A 14,900-nucleotide genomic window follows, 5' to 3' on the forward strand; every position below is an offset into this window, starting at 1 on the left:
CTCACAGCTTATTCGCTCCACATACTCGCCATCCATCTTCATCTACGACCGCAAACGACCAGCCCTCAGTACGCCTACTTGTCGCGACCCCTTTAGAGAATCCCGCAATCACAAGATCCACCGAAACCGATTTTTGGTTTCCAGCCTCACTTGACACGATCAAGGTGCTCCAACTTACCGAAACGTTTACTTTAAACTTAGCTTCGCGATCAATGATTTCGTTTCTCAAATCCAATAACGGGGCGAATTTTGCGTCGTCATTACACGCATAAAGTGATGTCTCATCGTCACTACGATTGACCAAATAGGCGCGTAGGAAGTTATCTACTACGGCGTCGGGGGCGGTTCGCTTGATCTCGGTGGACTGGTCGTAGATCAGGAAGATGGCTCCTGCTCCGCCCAGGCAGAGCAACGCGGTGATGCCGCCGGTCAGGGCCAGCAGCAAGCGCGCTCGGCGGCTCTTCAACCGGCCCCGCCGCAGGCCCGCCATTCCCGGCTCGGACGTCACCACCGACTCAGCCCCTTCCCGACTCTCCCCACTCACGACACTAGTTCGTCCCGGTCAGATCTCGAGTGTCAGGAAGTCCGCCCGGAACCCCCAGTGCCGCTGAATCTCCACTATGGCCTCTTTGACCACGGCCAGGTCCTCCGACGGGACCGCCGAGCCGTCGTCCCAGTGTGGCGTCGCCGTCAGGTAGAAGCCGCAGCTCTCCATCCCCCGGTCCACCGGCAGGGTCATGCCGTGTCCCGCGTATTCCACGCGCATCGTCTCGCGGTCGACGCTGCGCAGGGTCACACCGGTGTCGGTGCGGGCCGCTTGGCTGCGGATGTCGTGGACGCCCATGCCACCTCCGTCCGGACTCACGAGAATCGGACCACGCGATACGCGAACCACCCGCCACGCGGACCACAGACCGCGGACCACAGACCGCGGACCGCGGACCGCGAACCACCCGACAAGTGGATCACCGGCGTGCCGACTGCCTGAACCGCGAAAGCCCGGCACGGCCGAGACCGAGACCCCGCGACCGCCGGACATCAGCGCACCGGCCGTTGGACCGCCGGCCATTGGACCGCCGGACATCAGGGCTCCGGGCATCAGGGCGCCGGGCATCAGGCCGCCGGGTCGATCACCGTCATCGCCGTGACCTCCTGGTTACGGTCCAGCGCCTTGCGTTCGATCTCGTTCCAGATGCTGTCTGTTCGTGGGTTGTGCGTCCAGGCGGTGACCTGGCCGCTGGCGGATTCGGCATACCGTTCGGAGAGCCGTCCCCAGATGTCGCGGGCGTGGGTGGTGCGGACCGGTGAGTCCTCCTTGAAGAGCCGCATGTCGTCGAAGACGCGCCCGCCCGGCGTCTGCTCCAACGTTACCGACCGGATGCCGTCCGTGTTCGCCTCAGCATAGAGACGCATGCGGATGCCGTCTGCGGTGCGTCCGGAGTAGAACGTCGCGCCGTCCGCCGGGCTGCGGACGTCCGCCTGTTCCACCTCGCGCATCAGCCGGTGGAATGCCGAGTTCTGGCCGAAGTGCCGGGCCAGGTTCTCGGCGCCCTCGGCGGCGGCCCGGCCGCCCGCGGTCTGCAGCAGGCCGGCGGCGCGGGTGAACGTCTGGGCGATCTCGCCTTCCACCGTCTGCAGGGACCGGTGGACGATCTCGCGGCAGGCGAGCCTGGTGCCGGCGACGAAGACCGGGATCTCGGCGAGGGTGACGCCGGCCGTTGCGAACGCGGTCGCCGTCGCCTGGCCCACCTGGAACGCCAGGACGGTCAACTGGGCGATGAACGCGGTCTTGGCGGCCACGGTCACGCCGGCCATGGCGATCAGCCCGGCGCCGATCATCTCGGCGGCGAGGGCCGAGTCGGCCAGGTGCCGGCCGGGCCCGTCCGCGCCGTTCCACCAGCGTTCGAAGGCTTCGACGGAGGCGCCTTCGTTCTCCGTCCACACCCGCCGGGCCGCGCTGTCGGCCTGGGTGGCGTGGGCGCGCAGGCGGGCGGCGTGCTCGATCCAGGCGCGTCCGTCGGCGTAGAGGCGGTCCTCGTCGGCCTCCGGCCAGCTGAGGCCGATCCAGCTCAGCGGTTCGACGAGTTCCGGCGGCAACGTGATGGTCATGCCCACCCTCCTTTCCGGGGCTCGGCGCATGGGGTCGACGACGGGTGAGGAGCACGGGGTTGACGACAGGTGAAGGGCATGGGGTCGACGACGGGTGAGGGGCGCGGGGTCGACGACAGGTGAAGGGCGCGGGGTCGACGGCGGGTAAGGGCACGGGGTCAACGACGGGTGAACGGACTGCCTGTGAGGGTGGATACCGCCGAAACACGCTTCGAGTTCACCCCGACACGTTCGGTGTCACCGCTGGCACGAAAGTGGCACCGGGTACGCAACGCGGCGCGTGGTCGGGTCTGGGATAGGTTTTATCCGCGGACAGGAGGTGGTGGTAGCAGTGGCGGATTCAGCTCTGCGGGTCCGGCAGGCCGCTGCTCTGCACCGGCAGGCGGTGGCGACGGCGGATGCGGCCTCTGTCGCGCTGGAGGCGTTCGCTCCGACCGTTGCCGACCCGCGCGGACAGCATCGGCTCGCCGAACGGTTGCGGGTGGCGGCTGCCCAGTTGGCGCCCGGGTGGCTCGGCGCGCCGCTGGAGGCGTTGTCGCCGGCGACGCCGCTCAACAACATGACCATGCCGGGGTTCGTGCGGCTCGGGGTGGCGCAGCCGCTCGACGACGTCCGGTTCCCGGCGATCGTCCCGCTGCTCGGCACCGGTCATCTGACGATCGACGCGACGGCCACCGATCCTCGGGTGTTCGGCCTGTTGCGGGCTCTGCTGCTGCGGTTGTTCGCGGCCGCCCCGGCGGGTTCGTTGTTGATGCGCACGGTGGACGGGATCGGCGGCGGCGCGGTGTTCGCCCCGTTCGAGGAGTTGTCCGACGCCGGTCTGATGTCGCCGCCGGCGGTCGACCGGCAGGGTCTGCGTGACGTGCTGTCCGAGGCGGAGAAATGGCTGCGCCCGGTGCGCGCCGGGACGCCCGCCCGGCGGGCTCAGCGGGACCGGACGATGCTGGTGGTGATCGCCAGCCTGCCGGAGCTGACCGAGGGTGAGGAGTTGCGCCGGATCGCGGCGCTGGCCCAGCAGGGACCGGATTCCGGCCTGCATCTGATCGTGGCCGGCTGGCCGCCTCCGCCGTTGACCGCGGAGACCACGCAGGCGCCGCTGCCGCGGACCACGTCGGTCTCGGTCCGTAATCCGTATGCGATCGTCGGCGATCCGCCGGGTGGCACGTTCGGGTCGGAGCCTGCGGCGACGTGGCTGAACGCGCCGGTGTTCCTCGACGACGAGCCGCCGCCGCATCTGATCGCCGCGGTCTGCCAGGAGCTGGCCGCGGATTCCGCCGAGGCGTCCCGGGTGACGTTCACCGATCTGCTGCCGGACGCCGCCGAGGAGTTGTGGTCCGGGGACGCGGCGGCCGGGGTGGAGACGGTGGTCGGGCATCACGGTGACGTGCCGCTGGTGTTGCGGTTCAACGACTTGACGCCGCACTGGATGGTGGGCGGCCGGTCCGGTGCCGGCAAGACCGCGTTCCTGATCAACGTGCTCTATGGGCTCGGTGCCCGGTACGGGCCGGATCAGCTCGCCCTCTACCTGCTCGACTTCAAGGAGGGCGTCTCGTTCGCCGAGTTCGTGCCGACGCAGCGCGACCGCACCTGGTTGCCGCACGCGCGGGCGGTCGGTGTCGAGTCGGACCGGGAGTACGGCCTGGCCGTCCTGCGCGAGCTGGACGCCGAGATGGGCCGCCGCTCGATGGCGTACAAGAGGGCGGGTGTCTCCCGGTTCGCGGATCTGCGCGCGGTGGCGGCCGAGGAGGGGCGCGGTGGCCCGTTGCCCCGGATCCTCTGCGTCATCGACGAGTTCCAGGTGCTGCTGGCCGGGAACGACCCGATGGCCGCGGAGGCGGTGGCACTGCTCGAGTCGCTGGCCCGCAAGGGCCGCTCCTACGGGATACATCTGGTGCTGGCCAGCCAGACGGTGCTCGGTGTCGAGGCGCTCTACGCGAAACGTGACTCGATCTTCGGACAGTTCCCGGTGCGGATCGCGCTTCCGGGCGGCGGTGACGTGCTGGAGCCGACCAACGACTCGGCGGCGGGGCTGCCGATGGGCAGTGCGGTGGTGAACACCGCCGGTGGTCTGGGCGGTCCGCGGGGTGCGACCCGTGGTCACGAGCGGGTGGTGCGGTTCCCCGATCCGCACGCCGATCAGCGGTTGTTGAGCGATCTGCGGCACCGGTTGTGGGGCGCCCGCCAGCCGGAGGCACAGCCGCCCCGGATCTTCGCGGGTTACGCGCATCAGCATCTGGCCGACGATCCGACGTTCCGTGCGGCGCTGGCCGGCCGGTCGTCGCGCCCGACGGCTCTGGTGGGCCGTGTGATCGACGTGGGGCTCTCCACCGCCTCCTTCCCCCTGGACTCCTCACCCGGGCGGCATCTGGCCGTCCTGGGCTCGCAGAGGGCCGGGGCGGACGTGCTGGACGCGGCGGCCCGCAGTGTGGCCGCGTGTCACGCGCCGCGCAGCACCCGGTTCGTGATCGCCTCGCTGGTCGCCGAGAGTGACGCGCTGGCCGAGGCGCTGGCCGCCGAGATCCGCCACCGGCAGGAGGTGGTCGTGGTGGACGCCGCCGGCCTGGCCGCCGAGCTGGACCCGGAACGTCCCGGCTACCGGGTGGTGTTCGGGATGGACGCCGCGCCGGCCGGGTCGCTGACCGGGCTGCGTCAGCTGCTCCGGGAGGGTCCGGCCCGCGGCTCGCACCTGTTGTCGTGGTGGCGGGGTGTGCGCCGCTTCGGCGAGGAGACCGGCGGCAGCATGGGCCGGGAGGACGTCGCCGGCCTGCTGTTCCTGAACGTGCCGCAGTCGGAGTTGACGTTGATGTTGGGGCGCCCGGTGGACTGGCACCCGCGGGAGAACCGGGCGCTGCTGCACGACCGGCATGCCGACCGCACGGTGACCGTGGTTCCGTTCGTCCAGCCGGAGAGTGACGTCCCGTGACCAGACAGGGCAGGATGACCCCCGGAAGTGACGTCCCGTGACCGAACAGGCCGAACAGCGGGGCGTCGTGCCGGCGCAGGCGGCGCCACCGGCCGACGGCCCGTGGGCGGAGTACCTCGCCGCCGCCCGGGAGCTGGACGCGGTGCGCCGGGCGGCGAGTTCGGCGGCGGGCGAGCATGCCGCCACCGTCGCGGCCGCACGGCAGGAGCTTTCCGCGGTACGCGCACGGCTCGCTCCCCAGCGGGCCAGATTCGTGCGTGACGTAGGCGTACCCGAACATGATCTTTTTCCGCAGGCTGTCGATCAGGTCTCGGCTGACGCGGCGGTGGCCGGTGGACCGGCTGCCGTGCTGGCCGCGCTGCAGCAGGCCCGGCTCACCGCGGACGCCGCGGATCACGCCTTCATCGGTCCGCTGCCGTCCGGTGCGTCCCGGCCGTGGATGCGCAACCTGGTGATCTACGGGCCGTTCGCGGCGGTGGTGCTGCTGGTGCAGGTGGTGCTGTTCCTGCTCGTCGGTTCGCCGCCGGATTACGCGCTGGTGTGCGGCCTGAGCCTGCCGCTGCTGGCGTTCGGGCTGGGGTGGGCGACGATCGGTTTCGTGTACGGGGACGAGACCGTGCCCGGCGGTGAGGGTGTGCCGGTGGATCGCACGCCGGTGATGGGCGCCGTGGTGTGCCTGGTCCCGGTGCTGCTGACGTGTATGGGCCAGGGCCTGCAGAGCCTGTTCAGCTGAGAGGACACCCGATGGCGAACGTCGAAGAGGTCAAGGCGAGTGTCGCCGCGTCGGTGGACGGTGCCGGGCGCGCGGTGACCGGCATCCAGGGCGTCGCCGAGCAGCTGGATCAGTCGCTGGCGTTGCTGCGGATGACCGCGGTGGGGTCGTTCCACCCGGCGGCCGCGGCCGCCATCGCCCACCTGGAGCAGGCACGGACCAGGCTGGACGAGGCGACGCAGCTGGCCCGGGCCGCGATGGACTCGGCGAACCAGTTCCGGAGCATGATCTAGGTATCGGTCAGCGGGCGTTGATGAGCGCCATCGCCTCGGCGCGGACCTTGCCGTCGCTCTGGAAGGCACCGCGGACCGCGGAGGTGACGGTGCGGGCGCCGACCTTGCGGATGCCGCGCATCTCCATGCAGAGGTGCTCGCATTCGAGGACGACGATGGCGCCGCGGGCGCCGAGTTTCGCCATCAGCAGGTCGGCGATCTGCGAGGTGAGGCGTTCCTGCACCTGTGGCCGGCGAGCGAAGACCTCGACGAGCCGGGCGAGCTTGGACAGTCCGGTGATCCGGCCGTCGACGCCCGGGATGTAGCCGATGTGGGCCACGCCCTTGAACGGCAGCAGGTGGTGTTCGCACATGCTCTGCACCTCGATGTCGCGGACCAGGACGAGTTCCTCGTGGTCCGCCTCGAAGGTGGTGGTGAGCACGGTGGCCGGGTCGACCCGCAGGCCGGCGAAGAGTTCGGCGTAGGCGCGGGCCACCCGGGAGGGGGTGCGCTGCAGGCCGTCGCGGTCCGGGTCCTCGCCGATGGCGAGGAGGATCTCCCGGACCGCCTTCTCGATCCGCCCGAGGTCGACGGCCTGCTCGACCGGCGTACCGGTGAGCTTGCCGTCGACCAGCCGGGCGGCGAGGTAGTCGAGTTCGTCGTGCGTGCTGATCAGTTACTGCCTTCCGCACCGTTGGCGCTGGGGTTCTGGCCGACCGCGATCTGACCGTCCGCCTCGGCCTGCGCCTTCAGCTTCTCCCGCTCGGCGGGGGTGAGCACCGGCGGCGCCTCGGACGGCAGGCGCTTGCCGAAGCCGTTGAAGGGCGACATCGGCGGGCGCTTCTGCACCCGGGCGCAGATCCGGTTCATGTCCTCCTGCGTGATGGTCTCCTTCTCGATCAGCTCGAGGACCATCGTGTCGAGGACGTCCCGGTATTCCACCAGGATCTCCCAGGCCTCGTCGTGGGCCAGCTCGATCAGGGCGCGGACCTCGGCGTCGATGTCGGCCGCGACCGAATCGGAGTACGCCTTGTCGTGCCCCATGCTGCGTCCCATGAACGGCTCGTCGCCGGTGGTGCCGTATTTGACGGCGCCCAGCTTCGAGCTCATGCCGTACTGGGTGACCATGGCCTTGGCCAGTCCGGTCGCCTTCTCGATGTCGTTGCCGGCACCGGTGGTGGGCTCGTGGAAGACGAGCTCCTCGGCGGCCCGGCCACCCAGCGCGTACGCCAAGGTGTCGATCATCTCGGCGCGGGTCTGGGTGTACTTGTCCTCGGTCGGCAGGACCAGCGTGTGGCCGAGCGAACGTCCACGCGGAAGGATCGTCACCTTGTGCACCGGGGCGGAGTGCGGCAGCGCGTACGCCACCAGCGCGTGTCCACCCTCGTGGTACGCCGTGATCTTCTTTTCCTTGTCGGACATCGCCCGGGTGCGGCGCTCGGGACCGGCGATGACCCGGTCGATCGCCTCCTCGAGGAACTCGTTGGAGATCGCCCGCTTCTCGTTCCGGGCGGTCAGCAGCGCAGCCTCGTTGATCACGTTGGCCAGGTCGGCGCCGGAGAAACCGGGCGTCCGGCGGGCCACCGAGTCGAGGTCGACGTCGGGCGTGAACGGCTTGCCCTTGGCGTGCACCCGCAGGATGGCCTTGCGACCCTCCATGTCCGGGTTGTCCACCGGGATCTGCCGGTCGAACCGGCCCGGGCGCAGCAGCGCCGGGTCGAGGATGTCCGGCCGGTTGGTGGCCGCGATCAGGATCACGCCGCCCTTGGTGTCGAAGCCGTCCATCTCGACGAGCAGCTGGTTGAGCGTCTGCTCGCGCTCGTCGTGACCGCCGCCCATGCCGGCGCCGCGGTGCCGGCCGACCGCGTCGATCTCGTCGACGAAGACGATCGCCGGCGCGTTCGACTTGGCCTGTTCGAAGAGGTCGCGGACCCGGCTCGCGCCGACACCCACGAACATCTCGACGAAGTCCGAACCCGAGATGGAGTAGAACGGCACACCGGCCTCACCGGCGACCGCCCGGGCCAGCAGCGTCTTACCGGTACCCGGAGAGCCGAAGAGCAGCACGCCCTTCGGGATCTTGGCGCCGAGAGCCTGGTACTTGGCCGGGTTCTGCAGGAAGTCCTTGATCTCGTGCAGCTCCTGGACCGCCTCGTCGGCGCCCGCCACGTCGGCGAACGTCGTCTTCGGCGTGTCCTTGGTGATCATCTTCGCTTTGGACTTGCCGAAGTTGAGCACCCGCGAGCCGCCGCCCTGCATCTGCGACATGAACAGCAGCAGCAGGACCACGAGGATCGCGATCGGAAGCAGGTTGATCAGCAGGCTGAGGAGGATGTTGTCGCCGGAGACCTGAGCGTCGATCGTGCCGGTGACCCGGCCCGCACTCTTGGCCTGGACGACGTCCTCCCAGATGGAGGAGGTCACCTCATACGGATACTGGGTCTCGATCTTGTCAGTCGTCTTGCCGTCGAACCGTTCCGAGGTCTCGAGGTCGATCTGGAGCGTCTGCTCCTTGTCCTTCTGGACGACCTGCTTGATCCCGGGCTGGTTCAGACGCTCAAGAGCGACCGAGGTATCTACCCTCTGGTAGCTGGGACCACTGGTGAAGAATGAGCTCAGCGCGACTACGCCGATGATCACCAGAATGATCCAGACCACCGGGCGGCGGAAGAAACGCGTACGTTCCATACTGTTGTCGGGCGCCAAGCGCCCGGACCCTCCTGATCGGCGTCCTGGTCACCTCAACGTCGCCGCCCCACCGGCGGCTGCCGGGTTCGGATACCCCGCGTCGTGGCGGTGAATCATTTTCCGGCCCCTCCGGCGCTCGTGACACCACGCCATCGGTCACTCGACCGTACACCGTAGGTGCCGTTTGCGAACCCGTGAGCCCGTAGGGCGAACTCCCCGTACCCCCATGGAAAGCAGGGCGGTTCAGGTGCAAAACCGCCCATAACCACCTTTACTGTGAACACGCTGGGAAAGCGGTTCAGCTACGGGCGTACACCTCGGGCTTGAGAACCCCGACGTACGGCAACTCCCGGTAACGCTCGGCGAAGTCCAGGCCGTAACCGACCACGAACTCGCTGGGGATGTCGAAACCCACGTACTTGACCGGGACCTGGACCTTCACCGCGTCCGGCTTACGGAAGAGCGCGACCACCTCGAGGCTCGCCGGCTGCCGCGACTCCAGGTACTTCATCAGCCAGGAGAGGGTCAGACCGGAATCCACGATGTCCTCGACGACCAGGACGTGGCGACCGGCGATGTCCCGGTCCAGATCCTTGAGGATGCGCACCACGCCGGAGGACGTCGTCCCCTGCCCGTAGGAGGAGACCGCCATGAACTCCATCTCGGTGGAGGGTCCATGCCGGCCCAGCGAACGGGCGAAATCGGCCATGAACATGACCGCGCCCTTCAGCACACAGACCAGAAGGATGCTGTCGGCAGCATCGGCGTGGTCCGCCGAAACCTGCTTCGCCAGCTCGTCGGTCTTCTCCCGGATCTGTTGCTCCGAGATGATCACGTGGTCGATGTCGGCGTCGTACCAAGAGCCAGCAGCCATGAGGTAAGCCTGCCGCATGGAGGTTACCGATCGTCGAACGGGGCCGGTTTCCGATCAGGAAACCTCACTTGATATGGGCCGGAACCACCCGTACGAGGTCATCGCAACGGCGCGCCACGACGATCCCGGCCGGCAGGTGAACAGGGCCCTGACCATGCCATTCGGACACCAGGGCGGTCATCGCCACCACATGTTTGTAGGCCAGCGCGCCACCGGGGGCACCGAGCTCCCGGGCCCAGCTGTGCAGTACCCGGCCGCGTACAGCGGGTGACAACGCGGTGAGTGACGGGATCGACAGCCCGGCCGCCGATCGCGACGCCTCCAGGGCCGTCACAGCCAGCTCGTCGAGGGCCGTGGTGTCCGCGGCCACCAGGGCCGCCGTCCGGGCCAGGTTGGCCAGCACCGCCGGTCCCAGGGCGGCGACCAGCGCCGGCAGCGCCGAAGCACGGACCCGCGACCGCGCGTACGCCGGATCGGTGTTGTGCGGGTCCTCCCAGGGCGCCAGGCCCAGAGCGGCACACGCCTTACGGGTGTCGGCCCGGGCCACGTCGAGCATCGGCCGCCGCAGCAGGCCCCGCCGCGCCGGCATCCCGGCCAGCCCCCGCGGGCCGGCACCGCGCGCCAGCGCCAGCAGCACCGTCTCCGCCTGGTCGTCGCGGGTGTGCCCGAGCAGGACCGCAGCCGCACCCAGCTCGGATGCGGCCGACCCCAGCGCCGTGTACCGCGCGGTGCGGGCCGCCGCCTCCGGGCCACCGGGCAGGCCGGCCACCGACACCGTCTCGATCCGCACCGGATCGAACCCGGCACCGCGGGCCCACGCGGCCACCGACCGGGCCCGCCGATCGGAACCCTCCTGCAAGCCGTGATCGACCGTCACCAGACCGGCCCGGCCACGCAGGAAACGAGTCGCCGAGGCGAGCGCCAGCGAATCCGCGCCACCCGAACACGCCACCAGCACCAGCGCGTCAGCCGGAAGGTCGGCCAGGCCACGGCGCACGGCGGTGCGCACGGCGGCGACCGGAGGAGGAATCCGGGCCACTGTCAGGCGATCCCGGGGCGGGGACCGTGCACTCGCGTCACCCACGCGTCCGGGTCGCCGATCTCCTCCAGCCGGGGCAGCGTCAACGGCGAGTCGAAGATCTTGTTGAAGCCGGCCATCCCGGCCCGCTCCACCACGCCGTGCACGAACTTGCGGCCCTCCGCGTACTGCCGCATCTTGACCTCGACGCCGAGGAGACGCCGGATCGCCTTCTCCACCGGGCTGCCGCTCTCACGGCGCCGGTTGAACTTGGCCCGGATCTCGTCCACCGACGGGATGACCGCAGGCCCCACGCCGTCCATCACGAACTCGGCGTGCCCCTCGAGCAGGGTCATCAGCGCGGTCAGCCGGTCGAGCACGGCACGCTGGCCGGGAGTCTGCACGATGTCGAGAACGGAGACCCGGCTCTCCGGGTCGCGGACCGCGTCGGAGATCGTCGACACGCTGCGGCGCAGACGCTCCAGAATGTGCTCGCTGCCCTGCGAGGCGTCCACGAACGCCTGCACCTCGCCGAGGAAGTAACCGCGCATCCACGGCACCGCGGTGAACTGGGTCCGGTGCGTCACCTCGTGCAGGCAGACCCACAGCCGGAAATCCCGCGGGTCGGCGTTGATCCGGCGCTCCACCTCGACGATGTTCGGCGCGTTCAGCAACAGCTGACCCGGCTCGCCGGAGAACACCTCGTACTGCCCGAGGACCCGGCCCGACATGTACGCCAGAATGGTGCCCGCCTGCACCCCGGTCACCCGGGAGCCGATCGCGTCGGCGAGCGCACCCGGCGTGTTGTCCCCGGTCAGGCGGCTGACCAGCGGGCTGATCACCTGCCGCAGGCCGGCGATGTTCACCTTCGCCCAGTCGCGGCGGTCGACCACCCGCACCGGCGGGACCTCGGTCTGCGAGGCCAGGCCGGTGTAACTCGCCACGTGCCCGGCGGCCTCGTCGGTCAATGCCCGCAGGTCGGCCACCACCCGGGTGGCCTCGTCGAGAGAGACCGCCGGTCCGGATTTCGACAGCGCGCCCGCGGTCGCGGCGGCCAGATCCCAGTCAACGAACTGCGCCATGCAGCCCACCGTACCCGCGTGACGCACCCGCCGTACTCCGGTGAAACCCCCGGATCAGGTCAGCAACCGCAGGCCACCAACCGGGCCGCCACCCTGTCCAGCGCCGACTTGGCGGTCTGCGCGTCCGGCCCGCCCTTGGCCATTATCGCGAAGGCGAGCACCCGCCCGTCCTTGGTGACCAGCACCCCGGCCAGGGTGTTCACGCCGCTCAGTGTGCCGGTCTTGGCCCGTACGACACCCTGCGCGCTCTGGTTCGGGGCCGGCGTCACGAACCGGGACCGCAACGTGCCGGACCAGCCCGCCACCGGCAGACCGTTGAACAGGTTGGTGAGCGCGGCGTTCTGCCCGCCGGCCGCCAGCCCCAACGCCTGCACCAGCGCGTTCGGGCTGATCGTGTTCTTCGCGGAGAGGCCGCTGGCGTCGTACAGGTAGACCTCGTTCGCGGGCAGGCCCAACTCGACCAGCTTGTCGTTCATCGCGTCCGCGGTGCCCTCGAAACTCGCCGGCTTGCCCGCGGCCAGCGCCACCTGCCGGCCGATCGCCTCGGCCAACACGTTGTCGCTCATCTGCAGCATCCACTCGATGACCTGCACCAGCGGCGGCGACTCGACCTTGCCCAGCTCGGTGCCGGGAGTCACCGTGGAGGCGCTCTCCGGCCCCGCCGAGACGGTCGGTGCCGCCGCCGACGCCGCCGGATCCCCGGCCGCCTGCGGTGCGACACCCTCGCTGACCTGCGACGTCGGCACACCGAGCAGCTTCGCGAACTCCCGGCCCGCGGAGAGCGCCGGATCCGAGTACCGCGGATCACCGCCGTACTCGTTGTGCACCGGACTGACCCGGCCCGCGTTGGTCATCAGCGACTGGATCCGGGCCACCTGGCCGTCGCCGATGTCCCCGGAACCCCAGCCGGTCGCGGTCTCGGTGCCGGTGAACAGCGAGATGTCCACGAGCACCTTCGTCGGCGCGGTACCACCCAGCGCCTCCTTCACCTGCTCGGCGAGCTCGTCCAGCCGCGCCGCGCCGGGGAACAGCGACTTGGCGCCCACCGACAACGAGGCGTCACCCCCACCGATGATCACCACTTCGCCCGGGTTCGCCCCGGCCACCACCCGGGTCTCCAGCCGGTAGGCCGGGCCCCGCGCGGACAGCGCCGTCAGCGCGGTCAGCAGCTTCGTCGTCGACGCCGGCGTGATCATGGTTTCCGCGTTCTTCGCGTAGATCACCGACTCGGTCGCCACATCCATCACCGAGACGTTCACCTCGGAACCGAGCGCACCCGCACTGACCAGCGGATCCAGCGCCGCCTTGATCGCCGCACCGTCCGGGGCCGCGCCGTCGGCGGTGGCCGCGGCCAGCACCGGCGTGGGCGTGGGGTCGGGCGTGAGCGACGGGCTGGGCGAGGTGGTCGCCTCGGCGCCGAGCCATCCGGCGACCGGCCCGGGCCGCACCACGAAGCCCACTGCCGCCACCGCGGCCAGGAGGACCACGACCGCAGAGACCAACATCAGCTTCGTACGCGGACCGCGCCCGCCCGCAGCCACCGGCCCGTCGCCGGTTCCCGGTCCGGCAGCGTTCCCACCGGCCCCCGCCGACGAGTAGGTCCCGGGCGCCGACGACCGGGCTCCCCCTACCGGGGCCGAGGCCCGCCCGTAGGTGTTCCCGCCCTGCGCAGTCCCCGGCGTCTCCTGAGCAGTGCCGGTCCCGCCCCTGCCGTCGCCCTCACCTGAGGCGGCGAACGGCGGGCGCTCCCAGGGGTTACCGGCCGGCTTGGCCGGTTCCCCCGCGAACGGCCCGGGATCCACGACCGACGTCGCGTTCCACGGTCCGCCGGCGCCCGGCCCGCTGGGCGGATACTCCCCCGGTCCGTCGGGCGAATACGCCCCTGGTTTGTGGGACGCGTCCTCGCCTGGCCTGTTGGGCGCGTTTTGCGTGTTTTCCTGACCGGCGAACGGCAAGCTCGCCCGCCCGGAACCCGCCTGGGGAAACTCGGACGGCCCGGCAGGCGGCACGGTAGCCCGTCCCGGCGCGGTAGGCGACGCCCCGGAAGCCGCAGATGCCCCGAATGCCGCGGACGCACCGGACGCACCGGACGGAGGAATCGTGGCGCGACCGGGCGTACTCGGAGCCTGACCTGCCTGACTTAGCTGGTTTGGCTGACCCGGCTGGTTCGGCTGACCCGGCTGGTTCGGCTGACCCGGCTGACCGAGGTGGCTCGGCTGAGTCGGCTGGCCCGGAGGCGCAACCGTGGCACGCCCCGGCGTGGTCGGCTGGCCGAACTGACTCGGCTGGCCCGCGGGCGGCACGGTGGCACGGCCGGGTGTGGTCGGCGACGAACCGAACTGGCCAGGCCGGCCCGCGGGCGGCACGGTGGCACGCCCCGGCGTGGTCGGCGAACCGTACTGGCCCGGCCGAGCAGCCTGACCGGGCTGACCGGGCTGACCGTATTGGCCGGGCTGACCAGACTGGGCAGGCTGAGCGGGCTGACCGTATTGGCCGGGCTGAGCGGGCTGACCAGGCTGACCAGGTTGGGCAGGCTGAGTGGGCGGGGTACCCGGCGTGGGCGACGTAGGCCGCACGGGCATGGGCACACTCGCCCGGCCCGGGAAGGACTGCTGAGGAGCACTCTGCTCAGGCACTGCAGGAGATGTCGGCGCAGGCGGTGCACTCGCAGGCGGCGGCACGAACGGAATGCTCGCCCGGCCCGGCGCGGAGGGCCGAGCCACGGGCGGCGGAGTCGTCACCGGAGGCTGCGGGGTTTGCGGTTGCGTACCCGGGGACTGCGGGCTTTGGGCAGCCGGAGACTGCGCGGCTGAGGACCACGCGGATGGGGCCTGCGGGGCCTGCGGGGCCTGCGACTGCGGAGTCTGGGTGACCTGGGACTGCGGTGACGGTGAGCCGGGAGGCTGGGTTACCGGCGGAGTTGCGACCAGAGGCTGAGCCTGTGCCGACTGAGAACCCTGAGTCGGCTGAGGAGGCTGGGCCGGCTGAGGCTGAGCAGGGGAAGGCTGTCCAGCAGGCGACCATGTGACCGAAGGCCGGGCCGATGAGGTCTCGGGCGCCGCCTGCGGAGCGGTCGAGGGCTGGGCGGTCAGGGGCTGAGTCACCGGAGGCCGGCCCGCGGAGGGCTGGGCTCCGGGTGCTGGCGTGACCGGAGGCTGCGTGACCGGAGGCTGCGTAACCGGCGGCTGCGTGACCGGCGGCTGCGTGACCGGCGGCCGAGCG

General features: G+C 70.5%; 12 protein-coding genes. 3 read left to right on the forward strand and 9 right to left on the reverse strand.

The genetic code is table 11. From position 1 onward, the window contains the following. Nucleotide 1: 1 nt before the first annotated feature. From WH85_RS48955 to WH85_RS23220, 3 genes are all read right to left on the reverse strand, one after another. Complete coding sequence (locus tag WH85_RS48955) at nucleotides 2-511, reverse strand: hypothetical protein (protein WP_245674058.1); 510 nt, start codon at nucleotides 509-511, stop codon at nucleotides 2-4. A 51-nt stretch (nucleotides 512-562) separates the two neighbouring features. Beyond that, nucleotides 563-844 (reverse strand): hypothetical protein, encoded by a 282-nt coding sequence (locus WH85_RS23215; RefSeq protein WP_045744080.1) that lies wholly within the window; start codon nucleotides 842-844, stop codon nucleotides 563-565. Between the two features lie 269 nt (nucleotides 845-1,113). Then, entirely contained in the window at nucleotides 1,114-2,109 is a 996-nt protein-coding gene (locus tag WH85_RS23220; RefSeq protein ID WP_045744081.1) for a WXG100-like domain-containing protein, read from the reverse strand. 322 nt (nucleotides 2,110-2,431) lie between these two features. Here WH85_RS23220 and WH85_RS23225 point away from each other — a divergent pair, with 322 nt between their 5' ends. The 3 genes from WH85_RS23225 to WH85_RS23235 are packed head-to-tail and all read left to right on the forward strand — an operon-like array spanning nucleotide 2,432 to nucleotide 6,037. Next, complete coding sequence (locus tag WH85_RS23225) at nucleotides 2,432-5,032, forward strand: FtsK/SpoIIIE domain-containing protein (protein WP_045744124.1); 2,601 nt, start codon at nucleotides 2,432-2,434, stop codon at nucleotides 5,030-5,032. 37 nt (nucleotides 5,033-5,069) lie between these two features. Beyond that, nucleotides 5,070-5,765 carry a hypothetical protein gene (locus WH85_RS23230; protein WP_045744082.1) on the forward strand — a complete coding sequence of 232 codons (696 nt, stop codon included), beginning with the start codon at nucleotides 5,070-5,072 and terminating at the stop codon, nucleotides 5,763-5,765. A gap of 11 nt (nucleotides 5,766-5,776) precedes the next feature. Further along, nucleotides 5,777-6,037 carry a hypothetical protein gene (locus WH85_RS23235; RefSeq protein ID WP_045744083.1) on the forward strand — a complete coding sequence of 87 codons (261 nt, stop codon included), beginning with the start codon at nucleotides 5,777-5,779 and terminating at the stop codon, nucleotides 6,035-6,037. Between the two features lie 7 nt (nucleotides 6,038-6,044). Here the strand turns inward: WH85_RS23235 and folE are convergent, their stop codons facing one another. From folE to dacB, 6 genes are all read right to left on the reverse strand, one after another. Beyond that, nucleotides 6,045-6,692 (reverse strand): GTP cyclohydrolase I FolE, encoded by a 648-nt coding sequence (gene folE, locus WH85_RS23240; protein WP_045744084.1) that lies wholly within the window; start codon nucleotides 6,690-6,692, stop codon nucleotides 6,045-6,047. After that, a complete protein-coding gene (gene ftsH / locus WH85_RS23245; RefSeq protein ID WP_045744085.1) occupies nucleotides 6,689-8,704 on the reverse strand; it encodes an ATP-dependent zinc metalloprotease FtsH in 2,016 nt (671 codons plus the stop codon). Before ftsH ends, folE begins: the two co-directional genes overlap by 4 nt. 298 nt (nucleotides 8,705-9,002) lie before the next feature. Next, entirely contained in the window at nucleotides 9,003-9,578 is a 576-nt protein-coding gene (hpt, locus tag WH85_RS23250) for a hypoxanthine phosphoribosyltransferase (protein ID WP_045744125.1), read from the reverse strand. 64 nt (nucleotides 9,579-9,642) lie between these two features. Next, complete coding sequence (gene tilS, locus WH85_RS23255; protein WP_045744086.1) at nucleotides 9,643-10,617, reverse strand: tRNA lysidine(34) synthetase TilS; 975 nt, start codon at nucleotides 10,615-10,617, stop codon at nucleotides 9,643-9,645. 2 nt (nucleotides 10,618-10,619) lie between these two features. Then, nucleotides 10,620-11,678 carry a zinc-dependent metalloprotease gene (locus WH85_RS23260; RefSeq protein ID WP_045744126.1) on the reverse strand — a complete coding sequence of 353 codons (1,059 nt, stop codon included), beginning with the start codon at nucleotides 11,676-11,678 and terminating at the stop codon, nucleotides 10,620-10,622. A 59-nt stretch (nucleotides 11,679-11,737) separates the two neighbouring features. Further along, a complete protein-coding gene (gene dacB, locus WH85_RS53100) occupies nucleotides 11,738-13,183 on the reverse strand; it encodes a D-alanyl-D-alanine carboxypeptidase/D-alanyl-D-alanine endopeptidase (protein WP_052720718.1) in 1,446 nt (481 codons plus the stop codon). Nucleotides 13,184-14,900: the final 1,717 nt, after the last annotated feature.

The sequence above is a fragment of the Actinoplanes rectilineatus genome, assembly GCF_000962825.1.
GTDB classification, from domain to species: domain Bacteria; phylum Actinomycetota; class Actinomycetes; order Mycobacteriales; family Micromonosporaceae; genus Actinoplanes; species Actinoplanes rectilineatus.